Raw genomic sequence first — 24,733 nt, forward strand, 5'->3', positions numbered from 1 at the left:
CTGGATCGCCAAGAGCGCTCAAGAACTTCAGGAACGCCTGATCGCATCTGTGCAATCTCTCTTTGAGCAACCTGCCATCCTCCAGTCCCAGTGCCGCCCAAAGACCAGTTTATGACAATCTTTTCGAGAACCGGTCTAGGGTTCATGGGATGTGCGTTTGTTCGTTGCCCGCAGCTGTTTGGACGAGGTTGGTGCAGTCAATGCGTTCACGGCTGCAGTTTGAGGTCTATCTTGGTAACATCGTAAATCCCTGTCTGCCACTCACAGGCACTCACGGAATAGTGGCCGCAGGGAATTTGCACATAAACACCGCCATCACCGATGCTGAGATCGTCGGGAACCCCAGACTCACCTGCCGGAGGCCCTGCGGCTGCCATATCCTCCGGTGCCCACAATGCCAGCAGATAGCCAGTATGGATCGAGAGCCGCGCCAGCTCCTGTGTGCCAAAGCGATCTGTCGCTGCGGCGATAACCGCCTGCTCGCACTCCTCTTCGGACCATGAGGCATCAGGCCAGATACGTACGATCGAAATATGGACGGGGCTGACCCTCACTATGTCGGCTGTGCCCGGACCTCCGATGTCCCAAACGATGGCCTCATGAGAGCCAACCTGAATCTGACTCAATGCCTCACTTCCCAAAGTTTCGCAGGCCTTCTCATAGTCCCCCGAATCGTCGGATACGCCTCTCCAAAATTTCAATGACTGGAAATCGCCGATGAGCAACGGACCGCCTTCGGATGATACATGGGGTAACGGCATGGCATGGTGGAGTTGGCGAACAGCCGAAACTAGGTGATTGCGCCGGGGCGGTCCAAGAAAGATTTAGCTCATACGAACCTGGTTCTCCTGAATCAACGAGCGCCATGAAAATGACTGCTGCGGGAGTACGACTGCAAAAGACAGATTCAGGGACGGCGTTGATTGGAGACGTCATGGAATCGACCGGACAAAACTCCCAGGATCGCGTCTTGAAACTTGCCGGTGACCACCTGGCCCCAGGTGCGTGCGCTTTGGCAGGTGCGTGCTGCCGGATCGACGAGGAAGAGGCTCTGGATGATGGCCCATTGATTGTCGAAGCGGGCGACGTGCTGGCTCGGGTCAATGCCGCTCTGAGAAATCCCCGGGGTGATAACCACCACCTGAATGCCGATGCCCCATAGCAAAGGAAAGAAGCGGCAGCGAAATGCCACGCGTTTGCGAAGTTGCCGGAGGTAGGCATGGAAATCCGCCGGCACCTCCGCCGGAGAGACGACCACCACCGCGCGATTGGTATTCAAACTCTGGCGCTTGAGCAGGAGGATGGCATCGGGAATGGCCGCCATGTCCGCGACCTGCACGAAGCCGTGCTCGCCCATCGTCCAGATCAGGTCTTGGGTTAATGCGTCGTTCATGGGAGGCGGGGTTGTATGCACAACACTCTGCAAAGGTGGACGCGATGCAAGCGATCGCGATCATGCGTACTCGCTCTGGGGATCATTGAGCTGCCGTGCTGCCTGCACGAAGTCAAGCCAGGCGCAGCGGCGCTGACACTCTGGACAAACTGCGTCCCAGGTATGCTCGGCAGACGGGTAGATGGCACGAAGAAAATTGAGACGGCTGGCTGTATTCCACTTCCTCGGCGAAACACCGAAATAGGCCGGAACATGAGAGCCGAAATCGACCGCGCAAAAGTTGCAAAGGATGACGCTGAGCTTCCCGAATGCCTCGCACTCGGCGTACTGATGGATGCCTTCACGCAAGTGCTGCAGCTCTTCAGGGCAATGCCCGCAATCCATGCACGGAGCCACTTCGCGCCTCTCAAGCGAGGAAAAGCAAAGCGGACATTGGGGTGATTTTTTCATGCAAACAAAAGGGCTGCCAGCTCCTTAACAAGCCTCTGTTTGCCCGACTAACAATCAGACGTTTGATGCGCTGTCTGATCGAAACGCTGCATTGAAGTGGTCAAAGCCGCCCCCTTCCATGTCGAAATGGGCTTTGCCGTGCATGAAGTCGAACAAGTCAGCCCGCGCTTTGGCGGAGATTTCGAAGACTGAAGGGGCGAAAGCGACGTCACGATGCACCCCACACGTCACATAATCACGAAAGGCGCTTTTACTGACGAGTGCGGCCGCAGGAATCTCACTCAGAAGAGCCTGGCTCTCCTGCACCACTGCGCGCCATGCTTCGTGTTCGTTGCTGGCACGGCGGAAACTCATGGTGTTTTTAGTCCTGTGTGTCTTCCTGCATCGACTGCATGACTGCCGGCAGGAGTTTCATGCCGGTGTGCCATGTTTTGAGATCGAGCTTCTGCGTATGGTCGTCTTTTTGAATGATCATGTCGATCTGATGCTCCTCGGCCTTTTCCGCGAGATCGTACAGCTCCTCGGGAGAGATCTGCTTTCCACGGTAGGTCATGGTGTCCTGGCCTGTGAGGGGATTGTGGTCAAAGATCACGGCCTTTTTGTGCATGCAGGATGTGACGGAGAGAAGCAGCGCGGCGAAAATAAGCGCACGCGCTGATGCTTGATGCAGGCGCGGGGCAGGTGGCGTCATGGAAAAGCTGTGAGGGGTTCTCGCGACGGCCGGGTGGGGCGGAGTGCTGAGCGACAAAGCGGAACTGACAAAAGGTAGAAAAATTAGGGGTAGAAAGATTTCAGAGTCAGAGGATTCGGAAAATCTTTCTACCCTAAATTTTTCTACCTCCCTTCTGGGTCGCAGCGGCGCAAAAGCACTGCCTTCACAGGGAGTGAACTACACCAGATCCGCGCGCGTGAACGCGGCGGCGACTGGATAGCCTTTCGCTTCGATGGCTTCGCGGCCGCCTTCGGAGCGGTCCACGAGGATCAGGGCGAAGGCGACTTTGCCGCCTTCTTCTTCGATGGCTTCGATGGCCTTCAGCGTGGAGCCGCCGGTGGTGATGACGTCATCGACAACGACGACGGGCTGGGTGGTGATGAAGTTCCCTTCGATGCGTTTGCCGCGGCCGTGGCCTTTGGCTTCCTTGCGCACCACAAAGGCCTGCACAGGCGGGGTATCGCCGGCCATGCTGGAGCTCATGGCGACGGCGAGGGTGATGGGGTCCGCGCCCATGGTGAGGCCGCCGAGGGATCCGATGCTGAGGCCGCGCTTCGCTTCCTCCTCACGCAGCAGCGCATGCAGCACGCGGCCGACGAGGACGGCGCCGCGGGAGTCGAGCGTGGTCACGCGGCAGTCCACATACAGATCGCTCTCCTTGCCGGAGGCGAGGGTGAACTTGCCGGTCTTGATGGACTTGGCTTTGAGAATTTGCAGGAGTTCGGCGCGGTCTTGTTCGAGGGACATATTGCAGGCAAATAAGGGGGCTGGGATGGAATGACAAGTGCTTTGCACGCCTCTGCATGCGGGTGAAAACTCTTATTGACCCAGCATGGTGTTTTTGAGTAATTCCTTGAACCATGAAGCGGATATTTTTAGTCACCAGCCTGTTCTTTCTGACCTGCCATGGGTTCAGCGCAGTCCCCTCCTGGCTCCAGATGCCTGCCAGCGATGCCCACGTGCAAAGCAGTCAGACGGTGGGGGACACGCGGCATTACGCGCAGCCCGGAGAGAAGGTGGTCATCGGTGGTGGCTCGACCCCCGTGGAGCTGATTTTTGAGAAAGGCACGAAGATCGCCAGCACGACTTTTGAGGTGAGGGCAGGGGGCAGGCTCATCATTCGGGACGCCAGCCTCGTCAGACTGGGCCTGATCTGCCAGCCTGGCGGAGAGATCCGTCTGGAAAACTGCGCGCTAATGCAGGGCTACCTCTCTGGCGGTGCCAGCCCCAGTGGCAGCGCAGGTCCTGCCCCGCGAGTGACGATCACGGACTCTGTGCTCAGTCACTCCACCCTCGAGTCTCCCGCGGCCATGGGACTGACGACGAAGAACTGCCGCATCATCATCTCCGATCTGCATGCGACGGAACAGGACGGTACGAACACAAACTCCAGCTACAACGCCAGCATCCTTTCCCAATGCACGCTGCATGCAGGAGAAGTACTGCTGTGCAGCTCCAAATGCTGGTTCAGCCAGTGCGAGTATGCGGGGACCTTCTCCCAGAATTTTGCCTCCTACCTGACCAAACCCGTCCTGGTGCAGGTGGCGTGGACCGGACGCTCTCCGGCATCTCTGCCGGAGAAGGCTGGCATGGTGCACTTCGAACTCATCGACGGCTCTTCTGTTTATCCTGCCGGCACTAAAAGCGGCGGGCCTGAGATTCTGAGTTCAGCGCCAAACAGCCAGCCTCTTGCCGATGTCGTACGTCTGGCAGACGCGAGCGGCCGGCCCATCATTACGACGCCAGCGGTCACCATGACCAGCAGCGCGATTGGAGCCGCCCCGATGCCGACGACCGTTGTGGCGGCGGGTCTGAACTTCAAATCCCGCATCTCCAGTGTGAACGGCCTGCTGATCCAGCAGCTCTCCTCCGGCGAGGAAGCGGGTATGGTCACCAAGATGAGCCTGACGGCGCTGCCCTCCCTCGGCAGCGCGCCTTCGATGCTGAAGTTCAACCAATCGGTGGGGAATGACATGCAGAAGGCGCTGGATGAGGTGAGCAAGTTCACGCAGATCCGTCATGGCGGGCTGCCGGGCGGGCATGCGGTGGAGGTGGGGTTTGAGGACAAATACATCTCCAAAGACGGCCCTTCTGCGGCCGTGGCCTGCGCGCTGCTGCTGGAGGCGGCGATCACCGGGAAAAAGTGGGACCCGTCCTTTGCGGTGACGGGCGACATGAATGCGGACGGCAGCGTTCAGCCCATCGGCGGCGTGCAGGCGAAGATCCGGGGGGCCACGAAGGGCGCGTGCAAGATCGTGGGTGTTCCGGTGAAGAATGAAAAGGCGGTGCAGGATGTTTTGGTTCTGGAGGGTCCGGCTCCGCTGGTGGGCATCACGGTCTTTGGCATCAAGTCTTTCGAAGAGGCGCTGCTGCTGGCCGACCCTGAACGCCCGCAGGCGCTGCAGAATGCGCTGACCGACTTTGACAAAATGCGCACGGTGATGATGCGGGATCCGCGCCAGATCGTGCCGCTGCTGCGCACACCGCATGCCGCGCAGCGTCTGCAGGCGCTGCTGGCCGCCGCGCCGAACTGCTACTCCGCCAAGTATCTGCTGCTGTATGTGCAAGGCCGCGGACCGCGCACGCTTTCCATCGGCGGCTCCATCGAGGCGGCGCAGGGCAGCGCCGACGCCATCGTGTCCTCCATTGATCATGACGTGGACACCAACATGTCCAGCCTCAAAGGAGACGAGCTGGGCACCAGCCTGAACCGGCTGCGCACCCTGCGCCCTCTGCTGGATCCACGCGTCTGGCCGTATGTGGACAATCTGGTGACGTATGGCGAAGTCATCCGCGGCGCGCTGCTCAATCCGGTGCGTTCTGGGGCACGTTACGTGGATCTGGTGAGCAAGGCCAACAAGGCTGCGGGCGGAGCCAAGTCTGCATATGAAAAGCTGATCAACGATGCCCAGGTGCGGGAAGAGCTGGGACTGTGACGCTGCTCGTTCTGCCTCGTCCCCATAGACTAAAGCATTTTAAACAATTACATGGCCGACCGAGTGGTGAAAGACATTTACTGGGCATCGCGAAGGCGCCAGCATAGTGGTCCGCACAGTCCTCTGTGCGGCATCTGGACCGCCGTGCACGCTCGAACCGCACAGAGGACTGTGCGGACCACTATGTGCGCCAGCCTTTGGCTTGCGAAGCCTCTGCAGTTCCACAAGGCTATGAAATAATTTAAAATGCTCTAACTCTCGAAAGTGTTGGGATGGCCCCTCACCTTTGCCTCCCCCCAAAGGATGAACCGGGCTTTGCCCTCTCTTCAGTGGGAAGAGGAGTATCGCTTGAGGGCCTGGCCGTGCGATGATCCGGAAACGAGCGCAATCCTTTAACGCACCTTATTCCTCCGCCGCTTTTTCTTCGTGCTCAGTTTCAGGCTCGGACTCCGCATCTGCTGCAGACTCGGGTTCGGACTCTGTCTCAGTCTCTTTCGTCGCAGGCTCGGACTCTTCCTCGGCCACAGGATCTGCTTGTTCCTCCTCGGCAGTCTCTTCGGATTGAGTCTCCGTTTCGGCTTCTGCCGTGGGTGCGGTTTCAGCCTCATCGGTGGGCGGGGCAGCATCTTCCGTCTGCTTTGCCGCTTCATCATCCGGCTTGGGCACCACGCCATCGACCGTGAGCGTCACTCCGACGGCTTTCGCGGCATCGGCGGCGGGGCCGCCGAAGGCGAGGAGGGTTGCGACTTCGTCCTGCATGTCGGCGATTTCATCGAGGCGCAGTTCGGGATCGCGCACGATGAAGATTTCGCCGGTCTTGCGGTTTTCGTAGAAGAGCATCTTGGCGCCATCCACTTCCTTTTCGGCGGTCTGGGTGAGCTGGCGTTTGCGCTCCAGCATGAGGGCGAGGATGTAGCGTGCGTTTTCGGTACGGGGGTCTCCTTCCTCAATGAAGCGCTGCAGCAGGGCCTGCGCGCTTTCCTTCGGGGCGATCTCGGGCTTGGCCTCCACGAGGACTTTGCTGTAAACGGTTTTCCAGGCGGCGACGGGTTTGCGCAGTTCCTGCTCCTGCGGCCAGGCCTCGGCGCAGACATCGCGGCGGACGTAGCCGTTTTCCTCGGGATCAAAGTGGATGGCGGTGTGGAAAACCTCACCGTCTTCAAAGGGGCGGCCGGTGAGGGCGCAGGTGTGGGCGCGGCTGCGGATGGACCAGTTTTGCTGCATCGAACGGGGTTTAAAGTTTCAGGTTTAAAGGTTCAAGTGGCAGAGGCGTTGGGCAGGGGAGAACGGCGGTTGCGCGGGCGGGCGATCTGCGCGGGCGTCTTTTTGAAAAGGCGGAGCTTGAGGGCGGGCAGATCGCGGTTGTTTGAACGGAAATAGAAGAGGATGACGCCCAGGGAGCCGAAGATGATGTGCGGCATCCACACAGTGAGCCAGGGCGGCAGGTGGCCGCCTTTGCCGAGGTTCAGGAAGAGATTGTTCATGAACATGAAGATGAAGAAGATGAACACGCTGCCGGCGATGCCGCCGACGGAGCCACGGCGCGAGTAGGCCACACCGAGCGGCGCTGCCACGAGCACCAGCGCCAGGGCCTGCCACGGCATGGCAAAGCGGTGCCAGAAATGGGTGCGGAAGGGAGCGAGCTTGTCATCCGCGGCCTTGGGGTGGGCGCGCAGGTAGGAGAGGAGCTCAGGCACGCTCATGAAGTCCGGCCGCAGCGCGTAGCTGACGAGGCTCCACGGAGTCTCCTCGATGCCCGGCACCTGAAGCACGCGCTGGCCGTCCGGGCCATGGGGGAACTCACGGATGGCCGAGACGCTTTCGGTTTCCTTGTCATAGATCAGCTCCTTGCCATCGTAAAAGCGCCAGCCGGTGCGCGGAGACCAGCCCACCGAAGGGGCGAGGATGGTGCGCGTGGGGTGGCCGTCCTTGTCCACCTCCCGGATCTGCACGCCGTGCATGCGCTCGGACTCGGTGCGCATGGAAAAGGGGAAGGTGGCGACGTACCAGGTGCGCTGCGTCTGCTCGTCATGAAACATGATGGCGGAGGCCATGATGGAGTCCGCCGCATGCACTTTCAGGCCGCTGACCTTGGCATCGCGGTGGCCCTCCGCACGCGGGGCCCAGTAGTAGTTTGCCGCCATGTTCAGCGCACAGGCGTACACGCTGCAGATGAAGATGGGCTGCAGCACGCGGAACAGGCTGCGCCCGGTGCCCAGCATGGAGATGAGCTCATTGGCCTTCGACATGCGGGTGAGGGAGTACAACACCGCCAGCAGCAACGCCACCGGCAGGATCTGCGTGAAGACAAACGGGATCATCCCCAGGTAGAAGGTGATGACCCACACCACGCCGGCCTTGGACTCCTGGAAGTCCTTCAGATTGTCCAGCAGATCCATGATGATCCACAGGGTGAAAAAGGACACGAAGCAGAAGATCAGCGGGTGCAGGAAGGTGCGCAGAGTGTACCTTTCCAGTATGCCGATGCGCCGGTAGTAGTGCAGGGCAAAGGGCACGGACAGAAACACCAGCCCGATGAAGGCGAGCTTGAAGGCGAAGGCCACGGGCACCGGCGGCTCGCCGATCTCCGTCATGTGCGCACGTGCCATGTAGTCCACCAGATCACTCGCGATGGCCCACACGGCCATGGAAATGGAGGCGACGCTGACGGGGAACATGAGGCGGCGCAGGTCCCCCCAGCGGCGCCAGATGACGATGAGGAGGACCGGCACTCCCAGACGGATCCAGAGATTGAGGTAGGGCAGCACGCGGGCCAGCACGAGGATGCCCTCCGGCACATCCAACTGGGACTGCTGCGCCTGCTGCATGGCGGCGTCCACGGCATCGTCCGGATGGGTGCGGTGCCAGCCCATGAGCATGGAGATGATCAGCAGAGTGATGATCACGGCAAAGGAACCCCGCCCCAGGTAGGGGAGATCACGTGCCTTTTGCCAGGCTTTAGGCATACGATAGAGCCACTTCATGCCGGAGGGAGCACGGAGAGTCGGTTAGAGGGCACGATGCGTCAAGGCTGCACGGTCGCAGGGCAAAAAGAAGCCCGGAGGTGTGAGCTCCGGGCTTCGAGAACTTTGGGCGCTATGGCGGCGGCTGGGGGACCAGCCGCCCTACCCGCGCTGCGATCACTTCACCTCCAGGCAGACGCCCTCGACGGTGCTGCGGGCAAAGATCTTGCCGTTGGCGAGGACGGGATAGCTCCAGACTTTGCCTTCCATCACGTCCTTGCGGGCCACTTCCTTGTATTTGTCCGGCTTGGCCTCGACGACGACGATCTCGCCTTTGTCGCTGGTGGCGACGATCTTGTCTCCCGCGAGGATGACCTGGCCGGGGCCGAAGCCTTTTTCCGCCCACTTGTCTTCACCCGTGCGGATGTCCACGCAAGCCAGGGGGCCTGCGCCGTATTCTTTGAAGCTGAACATGCCGTAGAGGTAGCCGTCTTTCACCACAGGGGTGCTCCAGTGGTTGAAGCACTGGTTTTCACGACGCCAGATCTGGGTGGCCTCCAGCTTGTCTCCGCTCTTGCTGATCTTGAAGGCACCGGCGCCCACGCCGTAACCGGCGGAGCAGTACACGATGTCATTGTACACCACCGGGGAGGCGGCGGTGCTGACCTTGAAGGGGAAGGGGGCACGCCAGAGGACGTTGCCATTTTGAGGACTCACCGCCACGAGGCCGGTCTGCGTGAAGAAGATGGCCTGGTGAACGCCAAGGATGTCCGCCAGCACCGGGGTGGCGTGGGTCATCTTGTCGTCTTCGGCTTTCCACACGGTTTCGCCGGTGTTTTTGTCCAAACCGATGAGCGCCTGGCCGGCACCGCCGCCCGCGAGCAGCAGCACATCGCCATCGATGACGGGGGAGGCGGCGTTTTCCCATTTGATCTGCACGCCGGCGTTGTCCTTCATTACGTCGTGGCTCCAGACCTGTTTGCCAGTGGCGGCATCAAAGCAGAAGACGCCGAGCATTGAGTCGATGGCATAGACCTTGCCGCCATTCACCACAGGGGTGGAGCGGGAGCCGTCGCCGCCTTTGTTGTCGGGCGTGCCGGAGTCACCGCCGCCATCATATTTGGGGATGACGCTGAGCGGCTTGCTCCAGAGCTCCTTGCCGTTCTTTTCATCGAGGCAGAGAATCATCTCGCCTTTGTTGCCATCGGTCTCGCCGGTGACGAGGGTGTAGGCCTTGCCGCCCGCAACAGCGAAGGAGCTGAAGCCGAGGTTTGTGGGAGCCTTCCAAACTTGCTTGAGGCTCCATTTGGCGCCTGCAGGTGCGGCGACGATGCCATTGCCGGCAGGGCCGCGGAAGGTGCCCCAGTCGGTGGGGTCAGCGGCGGAGAAAGCAGTCGTGGCCAGGGCCAGACCGAGAGCGGTGGTGAGGTGCGTGCGTGTCATGAGGAGAAAAAGGGGAACGGCCAAGACGATGCGGCTCTTTCTGGCAGCATCGTCACAGGAGTGAACGTGGCTGCCAAAGATTTGTATTAAAACGCGAACGTACCTGAATGTCCACGATGGAAAAGAACCCTGCGCAGAGCATTCACACCTGTCCCTGAAAACTCCGCAACCACCGGACGCTACGACCGTCCTCGAAACCGGGCGGTTTGGCGCCAAACACGACTTGCCTGCTACGTTCAGCAGGCGGGGCTATTCCGTGGGCCGACGGGAGCGGGGCTCGCGCGTGACGGTATCGCCGGTGCCGGGGCTGGTGACGAAGGGGCCGTCCGCCATCGGTGCGGTCTTGGTGAAGCCGACTTCTGGCATGTCGCTGGGTTTGCCTTCGAGGGGGAAGTCTTTGCGCAGGGGGAAGAAAGGGTAGCCTTCCCACATGAGGATGCGCCGCATGTCGGGGTGGCCGCTGAATTTGATGCCCATCATGTCGTAGGCTTCGCGCTCGTGCCAGTTGGCCGTGGCCCAGATGTCGCTGACGGTGGGGACTTCCTCGTCCTCCGCCACGGCGGCACGCACGCGGAGATACTGCAGGTGGCCGTAACCGTAGAGCTCGTACACCATTTCAAAGCGCGGCTCCCGGCCCATGTAGTCCAGGCTGGAGACATCCACGAGGTAGTCGAAGTTCAGTTCATCGCGGCAGTACTTCAGCAGGGGCTTGGCACTGGCGAGCTTGACGACGAGCGTGTGCTCTCCGCGAAACTCCTTCGTTTCCAGCACGGCATCGCTGAATTTCTGCTTCAGGGCTTCAACCATTTGGGCGGCTTTCATGGTCGGGAAAAAATTACGCGGTCAGTTCTTCCAGCAGCTCTCTCTTTTGGTCGGAGGTGGAGTGCTCGGTCTCGATCTTGTGCTGCAGGCGCATGAGGCCCTCCAGCAGCGCTTCGGGGCGCGGCGGGCAGCCGGAGATGTAAACGTCCACCGGGATGAGCTGGTCGATGCCCTGGAGCACGGCGTAGCTGCGGTACATGCCACCGCTGGAGGCGCAGGCACCCATGGCGATGCACCACTTCGGCTCAGGCATCTGGTCCCACACGCGCTTCACGGCGAGGGCCATCTTGTAAGTCACTGTGCCGGCCACGATCATCACATCGGCCTGGCGGGGGGAGAAACGCATCACTTCCGCACCGAAGCGGCTCAAATCATAGCGGCTGCAAGCAGCGGCCATCATCTCGATCGCGCAGCAGGCCAGGCCCATCGGCATCGGCCACATGGAGTTCTTGCGCATCCAGTTGATGGCGGCGTCCATCTTGGTGAAGATGATATTGCCTTCGACCTTGGAGTCGTAAGCAGCAACGGTGGAATCAGCAGGGGCGACCATGGGAGTCAGGGGGTTTGGGACGGCTAGAATTACGCCCCCTGCGCAGGGGCGGCAATCGGATTGTGAAATATTTCACAAGCGCGGGGGCCGATTATTTGTGAACGTCGGCGCTCCAGAGCCGTCTAGAGTCGTTCCTCCCTATGCCGCACTGGATTGTCCCCTTTTTTCTCTTTTGGCTCTGTGTGGGCGGCGTTCACGCGCAGCAGAAGCCTCTGCCGGCAATGAAGAATATCATGGATGTCTTGGATGACCGCCACACTCTTGTACCGGGGGACACAGTTTCGATCCGCGTGCTTGAGGACCGCCGTGCCGATGACCGCAGGGTGCCAGAAGACGGCATGATCGAAGTTACCTACGTGGGGACGGTCAAGGCGGAGGGCATGACCTGCCGAAAGCTGGCGCAATTCATCCGCCAGAAACTGGTCGCTGTACCCCTCGCCAGACGTCCTTTCTATTCTGAAGGTCCTACTGTGGTCGTTGCGCTCAATAATGGGACCCACTGCGGGCCTCCATCCATGGATGAACTGGACAACAACATCAAGCTGCGGCCGGGCTGGACGATCGGCCTCCGCATCTTGGAGGACAAACGCGAAAAGCTTCAGCAAATCATCGCGGTAACGGGCGAGGTTCGGGCTCCGTACGTGGGGCTGGTCAAGGCTGGAGGCCTGACGTGTGCGGAAGTGGCTGTTAATATCAAAAGGGAACTCGAAAAGGCTTTTTTCCTGACTGCAACGGTCTTGGTGACCTTGGATTCCACAACATCGGACCTGTGGCATACAGTTACGGGATGCTTTCCCGAAGAGGTGATCTGTGTGTTCGGAAAGGTGGCCAACGCAGGGAAGTACGATTTGTCACAGAGGGGAGATCTCACCGTAAGCGGCTTTCTGCGGTGGGCAGGCGGGCACACCTCCAAGAAGCCTTTTCCCAAAATCCAGATCGTTCGCAAGACGCCCCAAGGTAACAAACGCATTCTGGTGGACACCGAAGCGATTTTGATCAGGAAGTCCAAAGAACACGACCTGTTCTTGCGCTCCTGCGACGTGATGCTGGTGGAATGATGTGGCGGGGCAACGAACCATTCTTTGCAACCCAAATGCGCCAAATGCCAGCGCAATTGTGCCACGTTTTGGCACTTTGGCACAATTTGGCACAATTTTCGGCTCTGTGACACTTAGTGTCATTCTCGCCTAATGTGTTAACAATCAGCATATTGCATCTCAAAAACCCCACTTGGCACGCCTCTAGCCATAGAGAGAGGCAGCATTAAGTCAGTTTAACCTTTCTCCCCCCAACCTAAAAAACCATGAGCAAAATCCTCGGCATTGACCTCGGCACCACCAACTCCTGCATGGCCGTCCTCGAAGGCGGCAAAGCAACGGTGCTGGAAAACAGCGAAGGCGCACGCACCACGCCTTCCATCGTCGCATTCACCAAGAGCGGCGAACGCGTCGTCGGTCAGGCCGCCAAGCGCCAGGCCGTGACCAACCCCCGCAACACCGTCTTCTCCGTGAAGCGCCTGATGGGCCGCAAGTTCGCAGAACTCACCGAAGCCGACAAACGCATGCCCTACAAGATCGTGGCAGCCAGCAATGGCGACGCCCACGTGCAGGTGGAAGTCGGCGGCGAAACGAAGACCTATTCCCCGCAGGAAGTCAGCGCCATGATCTTGGCTAAGCTGAAAGCGGATGCAGAAGCCAAGCTCGGCGAAACGATCTCCGAAGCCGTCATCACCGTTCCTGCTTATTTCAATGATTCTCAGCGTAATGCCACCAAGGCTGCAGGCGAAATCGCCGGCCTGAACGTTCGCCGCATCATCAATGAGCCGACCGCAGCAGCCCTCGCTTACGGCTTGGACAGCAAGTCGGACGAAAAAGTGGCCGTGTATGACCTTGGCGGTGGTACCTTCGACATCTCCGTGCTGGAAATCGGCGACGGCGTCTTCGAAGTGCTCGCCACGGACGGCGACACCCACCTGGGTGGTGACGACTGGGACAACACCCTCATCACCTGGATCGTCAACGAATTCAAAACCGACAGCGGCATCGACCTCAGCGGCCAGCCTGACGCGCTTCAGCGCATCAAGGAAGAAGCTGAGAAGGCCAAGATCGCCCTCAGCTCCAGCCAGAGCTATGATTTGAACCTGCCCTTCATCACTGCGGACGCCACCGGGCCGAAGCACATCATGAAGACGCTGACCCGCGCCAAGATGGAGCAGCTCACGGACAGCCTGTTTGAGCGCACCATCAAGCCTGTGAAGGACTGCCTGGCCGCCGCCAAGCTGGACGCCAGCAAGATCGACGAACTCGTGCTCGTGGGTGGCATGACCCGCATGCCAAAGGTGGTGGAAACCGCGAAGAAGCTCGCCGGCAAAGACCCGCATCAGGGTGTGAATCCGGACGAAGTCGTGGCCGTGGGTGCTGCCATTCAGGGCGGCGTGCTCAAGGGCGACGTGAAGGACGTGCTTCTGCTGGACGTGACCCCGCTGACGCTCTCCATCGAGACCGCAGGCGGCGTGGCCACCCCGATGATCCCGCGCAACACCACCATTCCGAAGAAGCACAGCCAGATCTTCTCCACGTACAGCGACAACCAGCCCGGCGTGGAAATCGTCGTCCTGCAGGGCGAGCGCCCGATGTCCCGCGACAACAAGACGCTCGGCACCTTCAAGCTCGACGGCATCCCACCAGCCCCACGTGGTGTGCCCCAGGTCGAAGTGACCTTTGACATCGACGCCAACGGCATCCTGCACGTTTCCGCCAAGGAAAAAGTCAGCGGCAAAGAGCAGAAGATCTCCATCCAGGGCAGCTCCGGCCTCAGCCAGGAAGAGATCGAAAAAGCCAAGCGCGATGCTGAAGAGCACGCCGAAGAAGACCTCAAGCGCAAGGAAGCCGTGGAAGTGAAGAACAAGGCGGAAGGCCTCAGCTTCGAGATCGAGAAACAGCTCAAGGATTGGGAAAGCAAAGTCCCCGCCGAACAGCTCTCCCCGATCAAGGACAAGCTTGCCAGCTTGAAGTCCGCCGTCGAATCCGGCGACACCGACAAGATGAAGGCCCAGACCGAAGAACTCGAAAAACTCTTCGCCGCAGCCTATCAGGCCGCCGCTGCCGCAGGCGCAACCGGTTCCCCCGGTGGCATGCCCGACATGAGCGGCATGGGTGGCGCAGCCCCTGAGGCTGGTGCTTCGGAAACGAAGTCCCAGGACAAAGGCAAGGTGGTCGATGCCGACTTCGAAGTGGTGGACAAGGACAAGTAAGTTGTTCCCTGACGCAAACTCAGCCAGCTGACTTGATGCTGTTTCATCATACCAGAACGATCCAAAGCCTGACGGCGAGCCACACCAGCTCGCCGTCAGGCATCGTTTTGGGAAAATGCGGACGGCGTTCGCTCGTAAACCTCATTTCCCCGCGATGAGCCTCGAAGCCCTCAAAGAACTGTCCGCGCTCGATGGGGAGGTGAAACGCCTCCTTCATCGATACGAGGAGCTGCTGCTGGACCGCCGGCGGCGCTACCTCGCGCAGATCGTTGAGTGCTTTGCAGGACTGACGGAGGCGGAGGGCTTCCGCATCAAGCGCGATCCCATGGGCGTGAGCGCCCGTTTGTCTGATACGGAACTGGCCATCAGTGGCACGGATCCGTCTCACATTCTTGTGGAGGCGCAGGCGAAGTACATCATCACCTGCTCTCTGGCGGCGAACCGCGCGTATGGCATCCTGCTCTTCCGCCAGCCGCTGCAGGAGTTTACCAATCAGAGCTCGGACACGAACGACCAGATCACGAACAAGAAGCTGGAGATCGATTATCTGAAATCGATGATCGAAAACCAGGGCAACGATCAATGGTATGTGATTGGCCGCATGGAAACCATGGGGGACAACCTCGCGATGGTGGGCGTGCAGCCGCAGTATGAGTCTTTCTCCACGTTTGATCAGGCCGTTAAAACCGCGCTGCGGGAAATCTCCCAAGCCGCCATCGCCCCCCGCGCACCATGAAGACGACGAACACCCTTCTCCTCATCACGGCGCTGGCGCTGGCTGCCTGCGGTAAAAAGCCTGAAGCGGCCAAGGCGCCCGCAGTGCCCGCGGCTGTACCTGACGCAAAGATCCAAGCTGAGATCTCCAGCGCGCTCGCTTCCGCGCCCGCACCTGCAACGGAGCTTTCAGCGGCGGACGAGGCGCTGAGGAAGGAAGCGGACAGCATCATCGAGCAATATCCCGGCAAAACCGCCACCGAGCTGCTGGGCACTCCGGAGCTGAAGGAGAAGCTGGCGGTGGCGATGGACAAACTCGGCAAGGACCCCGTCCTGCTGAAGCGTGTGAACTCCAGCGTGGATCTCGCCGCACAGATCAAAGGAATGGAAGGCGCCGCCAAGCTGGACCTGGACATGAAGGGCTACGACAAGACGCGCACCTCCCGCATGCTGCAGTCCGTGCTTTCCGAAGACCCGCAGCGCATTGTGGATTTCCTCGTCAGTGAGATCGGCGAAGCGGCCCCGGATCTCAGCTATGGCGGCATGGAGCGCGCGCCGAATGGCGTGGCCATCGTCCCCAACACCATCCCCGCGCCAGCGGCCGCGCCGCCGCCCACCGACCCCGAATGAATTTCCGCCCGGCCAGCCGGCACACCCAACCCGTGTGACAGCAGGCCGGGCAGACAACCCGAACCAAACCGAACCCGAACTAGAAACCCTAAAGCATAAACCAGACCAACTATGGCAACCTCCATTACACCCCTCGGACGTCGCGTCCTCGTCAAGCGTTCCTCCAGCGAAGAAAAGACCGCCGGCGGCATCTTCCTTCCCGACACCGCCAAAGAAAAGCCACAGGAAGCTGAAGTGCTCGCACTCGGCACCGGCAAGGACGACGAAGGCAAAGACGTGTCCACTCTCTTCACCGTGAAGAAGGGCGACAAGGTCCTCATCTCCAAGTACGGCGGCACGGAAGTGAAGCTCAACGGCGACGACGTCCTCATCATCAACGAAACCGACATCCTCGGCATCATCGGCTAATCCCCCCCTCAAACCCACCCCCAACTCACTACTTAAAACTGTTATGGCTAAACAACTCAACTTCGACGAATCCGCCCGCCAGGCCCTCCTCCGCGGTGTCACCAAACTGGCACGTGCCGTGAAGGCCACCCTCGGCCCAGCCGGACGCAACGTCATCCTGGAAAAGAAATTCGGCTCCCCCACCATCACCAAGGACGGTGTGACCGTGGCCAAGGAAATCGAACTTCCAGACGCTTATGAAAACATGGGCGCCCAGCTCATCAAGGAAGTGTCCTCCAAGACCTCCGACATCGCCGGTGACGGCACCACGACCGCCACGGTGCTTGCCGAGGCGATCTACTCCGAAGGTCTCCGCAACGTGACCGCCGGCGCCAACCCGACCTCCCTGCAGCGCGGCATCCTGAAGGCCACCGAGGCCATCGTGGCCAAGCTCAAGGAAATCTCCACCCCCGTGAAGGACAGCAAGGAAGTGGCCCAGGTCGCAACCGTGTCCGCCAACTGGGACGCCAGCATCGGCAACATCATCGCCGAAGCCATGGACAAAGTGGGCAAGGAAGGCACCATCACCGTCGAAGAAGCCAAGTCCATCGAAACGACCCTCGAAGTCGTGGAAGGCATGCAGTTCGACAAGGGCTACCTCTCCCCTTACTTCGTCACCAATCCGGAGACGATGGAGTGCAACCTTGAGAACGCCTACATCCTCATCAACGAGAAGAAGGTCAGCAACCTGAAGGACATGCTGCCTCTGCTTGAGAAGGTCGCCCGCTCCGGCAAGCCCCTCCTCATCATCGCTGAAGACGTCGAAGGTGAAGCCCTTGCCACCCTCGTGGTGAACAAGCTGCGCGGCACCCTCAACATCGTGGCTGTCAAGGCTCCTGGCTTCGGCGACCGCCGCAAAGCCATGCTCGAAGACATCGCCATCCTCACCGGCGGCCGCTGCATCACCGAAGACCTTGGCATCAAGCTTGAGAACATCGAGCTCACCGACCTCGGCAAGGCCAAGCGCATCACCATCGGCAAGGAAAACACCGTCATCGTCGAAGGCGAAGGCGGCAGCGACGCGATCGCCGGACGCGTGTCCCAGATCAAGAACCAGATCGCCGAAACCACCAGCGACTACGACCGTGAGAAGCTCCAGGAGCGTCTTGCCAAGCTCGCCGGCGGCGTGGCCGTCATCAACGTCGGTGCTGCCACCGAAACGGAGATGAAGGAAAAGAAAGCCCGCGTCGAAGACGCCCTGCACGCCACCCGTGCAGCCGTGGAAGAAGGCATCGTCCCTGGCGGCGGTGTGGCTCTCATCCGCGCTCAGGCCGCCGTTGGCGATCTGAAGCTGACCGGCGACGAAAAGACCGGCGCTGAAATCATCGCCCGTGCGATCGAAGCTCCTCTCCGTCAGCTTGCCGCAAACGCAGGCGTCGAAGGCGCGCTGATCGTGGCCGAAGTGAAGAAGGGCAAAGGCAACCACGGCTACAACGTCGCCACCGGCGAATACGTGGACCTCATCAAGGCAGGCGTCGTTGACCCAGCCAAGGTGACCCGCAGCGCTCTTCAAAACGCCGCTTCCATCTCCGGCCTGCTCCTCACCACCGAGTGCCTCATCGCAGACATTCCGAAGGAAGAAGCAGCCGACGCTGGCCACAGCCACGACCACGGCGGCATGATGTAATGCCCACTTTTTGACCGCTGCGCGACCCAACCCTCGCCGCGAATCAAAACCCAAAACCCCCACTCGCGGCCCGGAAGCAATTCCGGGCCGCTTTTTTGTGCAGAGTGGTTGAGAGCTTTGGACCTAGACCAGTTCTCGAAAAGATTGTCATATTGAACCGGCGAGCGCAGCGGCCCCAGTGGCAAGGCGGGAGCGCCGCCTGCTATTGAAGAATAACAGGCAAGCGACTAACGCAGCCAATGGGGCCGCTCCGCCGTCCGGGCATGACTGAGTTAAAAAATGTGCGCTGTAGAAATGCACTGCATGGTTAACTGAAGGCGGATGCATGCACCATCCCCGCCCGAAATTTCCCCCGCCGTTTTTGTACACGCAGCACGCGTGGGTAGTTTGAGATTCGCTTCGCGGCTGCGCAGCAATCCGTGCGCACTCGGAGGATCGATGGATGCTCACCCTCAACCCTGCCTTTCGCAAACCAAGCGCACCTACGTAGTTCGTGCTTTGGCCTGTTCTGATTTGGATTCCACGGGAGACCCACCACGGCGACCTCCAATAACAGCACTTCCCGCATGACACCACGCCCCCAGCGACGACTCTGCGCCCAATCCCCCCCCCATGCGCCGCCTCGATCAGCTCCTCTCAGCCCTCGGTTATTGCTCCCGCCGCGAGGCCATGGCCTTCGTCAAAGATGGCCGCGTGAAACTCGACGGAGCCGTCGTCAAACGCTCCGACCAGCGCGTGGATGCTGCCCTCATCACGGTCGATGACCAGCCTCTCGAAGCTCCCGACGGCCTCCTCGCCATGTTTCACAAACCCCTCGGCTACTCCTGCACCCACAGCGCCGACGAAGGCCCGAACATCTATGAGCTTCTGCCCTCACACTGGCCCGAGCGCAACCCCGCCGTCACCAGCGTGGGCCGTCTCGACAAAGACACCAGCGGCCTCCTCCTCGTCACCGACATCGGCAGCCTCGTCCATCGCTACACCTCGCCGAAATCCGACATCGAGAAAACCTACCTCGTCGAAGTCGATCGTGAACTCGATCCCTCGCTCATCGACATCTTTGCCAAAGGCGATCTCATGCTCCGCAGCGAAGAAAAACCCTGCCTGCCCGCGAAACTGGAAATCGTCTCTCCTCTCACCGCCCGCCTCACCATCACCGAAGGCCGCTACCATCAGGTCCGCCGCATGTTCGCCAGCCAGGGCTGGCACGTCGAAAAACTCCACCGCGAACGCTTCGGCCCCTACACCCTCGGCGATCTCGCCGAAGGCGAGTGGCAGATGCTTCAGGTTCCTTGAGTTCACGGTGTCCTCCGCAGTGTTCAGAACGAAGTCCCTCCAGAACTGAAATAGATTAAATTCATTCTCTGCCACCTCTGCCTCTCTCCTCCTTTGCGGCAAAGTCGGGTGTCCTTTCGATATCCAAACAACGTGTAGATGAGCGTCTCCTCGCGCAGTCAGGCAGACCGTAGGATAAAGATTCGGCGGTCAATGGTGGAAAGAAGCGGAGGACCACTTTGTCAGCTGAACCATTTCCCAGCTTCTCATCTTGGCTTGATCTTTTCATCCTTTCCCAGGCTCCCAGCATTGGCTTTTGGCAGTTGGCATTTTGACAAAAGCCAGTCGAAACACTCACGCGCAACCTTGATTCGAGTTTCATCGGCTATGTTGTATCTAAGCACGACGGAAGTCTCAGCCGTTCCAACCTCTACAATGAAAGTGCTCGCACCGGCACAGTCCATAACCCCCTCAACATCTGTAGATTCTTCCAGCGAGTAGGCCTGCAAAATGTGACGCAGCAAATCGTGAAGTTTCGCCACATCGTGAGTTGTGAGAACTACGCTTTTACTAGGTGAAGATGCAATTTTGTAGACTAGTTTAGTTTCCTCGATCTTGACGTATTTACCATATTGAACGTCTAACTCGATGCCAGAATGCAAATTCTGAAATGACACATGCACTACACGATATTCGCTCGATTTCTTAGAAAGATCGATTCCATGGGCTGTCCAACACTGAAACATCATCAGCGCGACAAACCAGATCGATAGGCGAAACCGATTTTTTATTGTTATTAGTTTCCTCTGAACTAGGGCGATTGTGAAATCTGGGGGGTGCATACGTTCTTCGGATAGGTTCAGCTGTTGGACAAAAATGCCGGACATCCATCGCATGCCCCACTCTGCCAGAATCACTTTCCTGGAACAAGACCGAATGCTCGCACGTTCACGCCACACCATGAAACCGCTGCTCCCCCTCCTCGCGCTGGCCCTCACCTCCATCGCGTTCGCAGACCGTCCCAACATCCTCCTCGTTCTCGATGACGATCTCGGCTACGGCGATCTCGGCTGCTACGGCGCCAAGGACGTGCTCACACCCAACGTGGACAAGTTTGCCGCCGAAGGCCTGCGCTTCACCTCCTGCTATGCGGCGCATCCGAACTGCTCCCCTTCACGCACCGCTCTGATGACGGGCCGCACACCCACCCGTGTCGGCGTGCGCGATTGGATCCCCGAAGACTCACCGGTCCACATGCGCCGCAGCGAGATCACCATCGCCAAACTCCTTCACGAAGCAGGCTATGCGACCTGCCATGTCGGCAAGTGGCACATGAACGGCGAGTTCAACAAACCCACTCAGCCGCAGCCGAATGACCACGGGTTTGATCACTGGTTCTCCACGCACAACAACGCCTACCCCAATCATCACAACCCCGACAACTTCGTGCGCAACGGCACCGTGGTCGGCAAGCTCGAAGGCTATGCCGCGCACCTGGTTGTGGACGAAGCCATGCGCTGGCTGGATGAGCGGGACAAAACCAAACCCTTCTTCGCCTACGTCTGCATTCACGAGCCGCATGAGCCCATCTCCTCTGATCCAAAATACGCCGCGCTCTACCATTCCGCCGATCCCAGCTTCAACGGCCACCACGGCAACATCTCCCAGATGGACGACGCGTTCGGCCGCCTCATGAAAAAACTCGATGACTCCGGCCTGCGCGAGGACACCCTCGTCCTCTTCACCAGCGACAACGGCCCCGCCATCACCCCGCAGCATCCGCATGGTTCTGCAGGACCGTTGCGAGACAAAAAAGGCAGCACCTTTGAAGGCGGCATACGCATCCCCGGCATCCTGCGCTGGCCGGGCAAAACCAAACCCGGCACTGTGAGCGATGAACCCATCTGCGGCGTCGATTTCCTGCCCACCATGTGCGCCGTCGCCGGAGTCCAACCACCTCAAGACCGCGTGCTCGACGGCACTTCCTGGCTGCCCATTCTCGAAGGAGGCAAGATCGAGCGCAAAACGCCGCTCTACTGGCACTTCAACCGCGCCACCAATGATCAAAAGGTCGCCATGCGCGTTGGAGACTGGAAGATTCTCGCCTCTCTCGACAAAGCTCCGCCGTCTCGAAGCAACGACATCACCGAACAAACCGAGCGCGATTTCAAGGAGGCAAGATTGAAGGATTTCATGCTCTTCAATCTCAGCACCGACATCGGCGAAAAGCACGACCTCGCAGCCGCAGAGCCTTCAAAGCTCGCCGAAATCAAAGCACTGCTGCAAACCAAATATGAAGATGTCTGCCGTGAGTCGCCCACCTGGCCTGCCTGGACTTTCACCGGTGCCGAAGGAAAAAAGATCCAGTGGCCGGACTACGTGAAGCAAAAAAAAGCAGCGCCCAAGAAACCTTGAGCGCTGCGTGGAGAGAGTTAGATCAAATCATTCTCGCGGGATCAATGATGATGACCGCCACTGTGGCCGCCGCCACCAAAGGAGTGACCGCCACCGCCAAAGCTATGCCCGCCACCACTGAACGAGTGGCCGCCGCCCAGGCTGTGACCTCCGAAGCTATGGCCACTCAGGCCGCTGAAGCTATGCCCGCCACTGGAGAGTCCGGCAAAGGAATGGCTGCCGCTGAAAGGCGAGCTGTAGCCACGGCTGCCGAATGGAGCTCCACCGAAACCACGACTGCCGCCGAATGAAGAGAGGCCCGAGGTCCTGAGCAACGGACTGTGGGAGTAGCGGTTGAAATTGCCGAAGTTGCCAAAGTTCCCGAAGGAAGTGTAGCTCGGGCGTGAGTAGTAGCTTCTGTTGGCGTAGTAAGGCCGTGAGTAGCCACTGTAGTAGGGCCGCGAATAGCCGCCGTAGTAATTGCTGCTGTAGTAGTTGCTCAGCCCCAGAAGGCCGAGACCGCCATAGTTGCCGTATCCGCCATAGCCACCGTACCCATAACCGTTACCGTAGCCATATCCATAGCCGGGGTAACCGTAGATGTCGCATGATGTAAGCGAACATGCGGCGATGAGAGCACCGCAAAGGAGGAGAAGTTTCGTTTTCATAACACCGACTTCGACGCCTCCCAGCATGAACTATTCAGAATTAATTTCGTGTTAGTTGAAAACCAACCATGACCGGAAGTTGAACGCTGGCCGCAGCAGCGGATGATGGGCTCATTCCAGCACCGTACTCATGTCCGCAGAATCCGTCACTCCAGCCATTCTTTTCACCCTCTCTCCCGAAGCAGCCCGCGTCATGGGCTGTCTGATCGAAAAGGAAATCACACTGCCAGATTACTATCCGATGACGCTGAATGCGCTCGTCACGGCCTGCAATCAGACCACCAACCGCGACCCCATCGTGCGCTATGATGAGCGCACCGTGTTGCGTGCCCTGGAGTCCATGAAATCCCACGGCTATGTATTTGAAGTGAACATCGTGGGCGGACGCACGCTCAAATATCGTCACAATCTCAAAGGCAAGCTGCCCGGTCTGGACCGCTCCCACATGGCGCTGCTGTGCATGCTCATGCTGCGTGGTTCACAAACCGCCGGCGAGCTGCGGCAGCGCACCGAGCGTCTTTTTGAATTCCCCGACATGCAGAGCGTGGAAAACACCCTGACCGAACTCATCGGCTACAATGAAGGGCCGCTGGTGCAATGCATCCCCGCCGGCCCCGGCCAGAGGGTGGCGCAGTTCATGCATCTTCTCTGTGGTGAAGTGACAGGTACACCCTCCGCGATGCTTTCCATCCCGGCACCCGCAGCGTCTGCGCAGGAGGAATCCGTATCTTCCTCCGAGGCGGAATGGCGCGCTAAGATGGAGGCTGAGATCTCCCTGCTCAAAGCCCAGGTATCACGCCTGCAGACACTGATTGGCGCGGTGAAGTAGAACCGTTGCCAACGCGCCTCCAACAGTTGACGCGATGGCATGGCGGTGGCTGCAAAGGACTACTCCAGCCGCTTCAAGCTCCCGATGCGGTAGGCGCCGTCCAGCAGGCGCATGTTGTCACGCTCCGCATTGAAGCTGTCCAAATAGAGAAGGTGCGGGAATTCATTGAGCTCGACCACATGCACGCCGTCCTTCGCGTTCTTGAACGCTTCGGCGAGGTCATCCAGGGTCGTGATGACGCGGCCGTTCACCTTGTTCACCACCTGTCCGCCCAGCTTGTCATATCCCTGTGTGCTGGGAGTCGGCAGCACCAGGCTCAGGAAGATGAGCTTCTTGCGTCCCTCCTCTTCAAATTTGTCCGGATGCGAGGCGATGCGTGAGAGGCGCAGGATGGCGCCTCCGCGCTGGTCTTCGCCAAAGGCGTCCAGATACGGGTGGGACAGCTCCTGAAAGAGCAGCCCGCCCATGAGGAAATAGCGCGGGCCTTTGTCAAACAGGTAGGGCAGCACCAGAAAGTCATCCGGCTTGCGCCGGGCCAGATCTCCCGTGAGCGTGGTTTCCTTGCCATCCCGGATCACTTTGATGTCAACTTTGTCTCCCACATAGGCGCGGCCGCGCACCAGGTGGCTTGAGCTCAGCGCGCCAAACTGCGGGTCCTTGTAGTTGCCGCGGGAGTCGATGGCAAAGCCGTTGATCGCCACGAGGATGTCTCCCTTTTTCAGGCCCGCCTTTTCGGCAGAGCCCCCTTTCATCACCATGCTGATGAGCACACCCGGCGCATCGGGTTTCATGCCCAGATACTCACGATACTGCTCGTCCATCGTGGACTGCATCTCCATGCCGAGGCTCGGAAAGCCCTCATAGCTGCCGTCGGCCACGTCTTTGAGGAAGTGCTCAATGATCGGAGCAGGAAGAATCGTGGTGATCTGGTTTTTTGAGTCATAAGCCAGCAGCAGGCCCACCAGCTTGCCTGCCTTGTTGACCACCGGCAGCGTGAAGCTGTTGCCCTCGCTGCGCACGATGTTGTTGGCCTCGTACACCAAAAAGCCGGAGCCTTCCACGTTGTAGCGGCGGATCTGCACCTTGCCGATGATCAGCTCGCTCTCGATGAGCTCTCCCACGCGTCCGGTTTGCAGGATGTCCACCTTGTCGCCAATGCGGGCGCTCACGTCCACGGCCATCGGCTTGAGTCCGGAGAAAAAGGCTTTCTGCCTGTCCGAGGCCCCGGTCTCCAGCAGCGCCAGATTGGCTTCATAATCCACCGCCACCACCTTCGCGGGAATTTTGCTGCCTTTCTCCGGCAGCTCCAGCTCGATGTAGGTGGCGTCCGCCACCATCTGCGCGGTCACCAGCACGCGGTTCCCCGCCAGCACCACTCCCAGGCCGCGACGTCCTGAGGCAGACTCCTTCTGCCATGGCAGGTGCAGGCTGTAGGGCTGGGAGGTGGCGTTCACCCTGACCACTGAATTGTTCTGCACCACCTGCTGCGGGGCTGCCGGTCTCTCAGCGGGAGCGGCGGCGGCCGCGCGCCTCCGTTTGGGCGCGTCAGCCGCGGGCGTTTGGGCTTGCAGGGTGCTCACGCCGAGTGCCAGCAGGATAAAAATCTGGGAAAGCTTCATGGTTGCGT

General features: G+C 59.7%; 24 protein-coding genes. 10 read left to right on the forward strand and 14 right to left on the reverse strand.

Features of this window, described 5'->3' with window-relative positions:
* Positions 1–206 precede the first annotated feature (206 nt).
* The 6 genes from ACILSR_RS08630 to pyrE all read right to left on the reverse strand — a co-directional run bounded on the left by ACILSR_RS08630 (position 207) and on the right by pyrE (position 3,302).
* Positions 207–761 (reverse strand): Imm21 family immunity protein, encoded by a 555-nt coding sequence (locus ACILSR_RS08630; RefSeq protein ID WP_395749350.1) that lies wholly within the window; start codon positions 759–761, stop codon positions 207–209.
* Between the two features lie 146 nt (positions 762–907).
* Positions 908–1,393, reverse strand: a complete 486-nt coding sequence (locus ACILSR_RS08635) for a hypothetical protein (RefSeq protein ID WP_395749351.1) — start codon at positions 1,391–1,393, stop codon at positions 908–910.
* A gap of 60 nt (positions 1,394–1,453) precedes the next feature.
* Positions 1,454–1,843, reverse strand: a complete 390-nt coding sequence (locus ACILSR_RS08640) for a hypothetical protein (protein ID WP_395749352.1) — start codon at positions 1,841–1,843, stop codon at positions 1,454–1,456.
* 54 nt (positions 1,844–1,897) lie between these two features.
* Positions 1,898–2,197 carry a hypothetical protein gene (locus ACILSR_RS08645; protein WP_395749353.1) on the reverse strand — a complete coding sequence of 100 codons (300 nt, stop codon included), beginning with the start codon at positions 2,195–2,197 and terminating at the stop codon, positions 1,898–1,900.
* 7 nt (positions 2,198–2,204) lie between these two features.
* The gene (locus ACILSR_RS08650; protein WP_395749354.1) at positions 2,205–2,534 is read right to left on the reverse strand and encodes a hypothetical protein; all 330 of its coding nucleotides are present in this window, start codon (positions 2,532–2,534) and stop codon (positions 2,205–2,207) included.
* Positions 2,535–2,732: 198 nt separating this feature from the next.
* Entirely contained in the window at positions 2,733–3,302 is a 570-nt protein-coding gene (pyrE, locus tag ACILSR_RS08655) for an orotate phosphoribosyltransferase (RefSeq protein ID WP_395749355.1), read from the reverse strand.
* A 113-nt stretch (positions 3,303–3,415) separates the two neighbouring features.
* Here pyrE and ACILSR_RS08660 point away from each other — a divergent pair, with 113 nt between their 5' ends.
* The gene (locus tag ACILSR_RS08660) at positions 3,416–5,491 is read left to right on the forward strand and encodes a S16 family serine protease (RefSeq protein ID WP_395749356.1); all 2,076 of its coding nucleotides are present in this window, start codon (positions 3,416–3,418) and stop codon (positions 5,489–5,491) included.
* A gap of 402 nt (positions 5,492–5,893) precedes the next feature.
* Here the strand turns inward: ACILSR_RS08660 and ACILSR_RS08665 are convergent, their stop codons facing one another.
* The 5 genes from ACILSR_RS08665 to nuoB form a co-directional block, all read right to left on the reverse strand.
* Positions 5,894–6,715 (reverse strand): hypothetical protein, encoded by an 822-nt coding sequence (locus tag ACILSR_RS08665; protein ID WP_395749357.1) that lies wholly within the window; start codon positions 6,713–6,715, stop codon positions 5,894–5,896.
* 32 nt (positions 6,716–6,747) lie between these two features.
* Complete coding sequence (locus tag ACILSR_RS08670; protein WP_395749358.1) at positions 6,748–8,475, reverse strand: LptF/LptG family permease; 1,728 nt, start codon at positions 8,473–8,475, stop codon at positions 6,748–6,750.
* 156 nt (positions 8,476–8,631) lie between these two features.
* Entirely contained in the window at positions 8,632–9,897 is a 1,266-nt protein-coding gene (locus tag ACILSR_RS08675) for a PQQ-binding-like beta-propeller repeat protein (RefSeq protein WP_395749359.1), read from the reverse strand.
* A gap of 249 nt (positions 9,898–10,146) precedes the next feature.
* Entirely contained in the window at positions 10,147–10,719 is a 573-nt protein-coding gene (locus ACILSR_RS08680) for an NADH-quinone oxidoreductase subunit C (protein ID WP_395749360.1), read from the reverse strand.
* A 13-nt stretch (positions 10,720–10,732) separates the two neighbouring features.
* On the reverse strand, positions 10,733–11,269 hold the full coding sequence (nuoB, locus tag ACILSR_RS08685) for an NADH-quinone oxidoreductase subunit NuoB (RefSeq protein WP_395749361.1): 537 nt from the start codon (positions 11,267–11,269) through the stop codon (positions 10,733–10,735).
* Positions 11,270–11,409: 140 nt separating this feature from the next.
* Between nuoB and ACILSR_RS08690 the strand changes: the two genes are divergently transcribed.
* The 7 genes from ACILSR_RS08690 to ACILSR_RS08720 all read left to right on the forward strand — a co-directional run bounded on the left by ACILSR_RS08690 (position 11,410) and on the right by ACILSR_RS08720 (position 19,236).
* Positions 11,410–12,327 carry a polysaccharide biosynthesis/export family protein gene (locus tag ACILSR_RS08690; RefSeq protein ID WP_395749362.1) on the forward strand — a complete coding sequence of 306 codons (918 nt, stop codon included), beginning with the start codon at positions 11,410–11,412 and terminating at the stop codon, positions 12,325–12,327.
* Between the two features lie 245 nt (positions 12,328–12,572).
* Positions 12,573–14,522 (forward strand): molecular chaperone DnaK, encoded by a 1,950-nt coding sequence (gene dnaK, locus ACILSR_RS08695; RefSeq protein WP_395749363.1) that lies wholly within the window; start codon positions 12,573–12,575, stop codon positions 14,520–14,522.
* Between the two features lie 154 nt (positions 14,523–14,676).
* On the forward strand, positions 14,677–15,258 hold the full coding sequence (locus ACILSR_RS08700) for a hypothetical protein (RefSeq protein WP_395749364.1): 582 nt from the start codon (positions 14,677–14,679) through the stop codon (positions 15,256–15,258).
* The gene (locus ACILSR_RS08705; RefSeq protein WP_395749365.1) at positions 15,255–15,866 is read left to right on the forward strand and encodes a hypothetical protein; all 612 of its coding nucleotides are present in this window, start codon (positions 15,255–15,257) and stop codon (positions 15,864–15,866) included. Before ACILSR_RS08700 ends, ACILSR_RS08705 begins: the two co-directional genes overlap by 4 nt.
* 111 nt (positions 15,867–15,977) lie before the next feature.
* On the forward strand, positions 15,978–16,274 hold the full coding sequence (locus tag ACILSR_RS08710; protein ID WP_395742039.1) for a co-chaperone GroES: 297 nt from the start codon (positions 15,978–15,980) through the stop codon (positions 16,272–16,274).
* Between the two features lie 43 nt (positions 16,275–16,317).
* The gene (gene groL, locus ACILSR_RS08715) at positions 16,318–17,940 is read left to right on the forward strand and encodes a chaperonin GroEL (protein WP_395749366.1); all 1,623 of its coding nucleotides are present in this window, start codon (positions 16,318–16,320) and stop codon (positions 17,938–17,940) included.
* A gap of 612 nt (positions 17,941–18,552) precedes the next feature.
* Positions 18,553–19,236, forward strand: a complete 684-nt coding sequence (locus ACILSR_RS08720) for a pseudouridine synthase (protein WP_395749367.1) — start codon at positions 18,553–18,555, stop codon at positions 19,234–19,236.
* A 245-nt stretch (positions 19,237–19,481) separates the two neighbouring features.
* Here the strand turns inward: ACILSR_RS08720 and ACILSR_RS08725 are convergent, their stop codons facing one another.
* On the reverse strand, positions 19,482–20,102 hold the full coding sequence (locus tag ACILSR_RS08725; protein ID WP_395749368.1) for a hypothetical protein: 621 nt from the start codon (positions 20,100–20,102) through the stop codon (positions 19,482–19,484).
* 73 nt (positions 20,103–20,175) lie between these two features.
* Between ACILSR_RS08725 and ACILSR_RS08730 the strand changes: the two genes are divergently transcribed.
* Positions 20,176–21,630 carry a sulfatase-like hydrolase/transferase gene (locus tag ACILSR_RS08730; RefSeq protein ID WP_395749369.1) on the forward strand — a complete coding sequence of 485 codons (1,455 nt, stop codon included), beginning with the start codon at positions 20,176–20,178 and terminating at the stop codon, positions 21,628–21,630.
* Between the two features lie 41 nt (positions 21,631–21,671).
* On the opposite strand, the gene ACILSR_RS08735 is transcribed toward ACILSR_RS08730, so the two are convergent.
* A complete protein-coding gene (locus tag ACILSR_RS08735; RefSeq protein WP_395749370.1) occupies positions 21,672–22,277 on the reverse strand; it encodes a hypothetical protein in 606 nt (201 codons plus the stop codon).
* 130 nt (positions 22,278–22,407) lie between these two features.
* Between ACILSR_RS08735 and ACILSR_RS08740 the strand changes: the two genes are divergently transcribed.
* Positions 22,408–23,106, forward strand: coding sequence for a YceH family protein (locus ACILSR_RS08740; RefSeq protein WP_395749371.1), 699 nt, complete (start codon positions 22,408–22,410; stop codon positions 23,104–23,106).
* 59 nt (positions 23,107–23,165) lie between these two features.
* Here ACILSR_RS08740 and ACILSR_RS08745 read toward each other — a convergent pair whose 3' ends face one another.
* Entirely contained in the window at positions 23,166–24,725 is a 1,560-nt protein-coding gene (locus tag ACILSR_RS08745; RefSeq protein WP_395749372.1) for a PDZ domain-containing protein, read from the reverse strand.
* Between the last annotated feature and the right edge of the window lie 8 nt (positions 24,726–24,733).

This window comes from Prosthecobacter sp. (assembly GCF_044222565.1).
Lineage (GTDB): Bacteria > Verrucomicrobiota > Verrucomicrobiia > Verrucomicrobiales > Verrucomicrobiaceae > Prosthecobacter.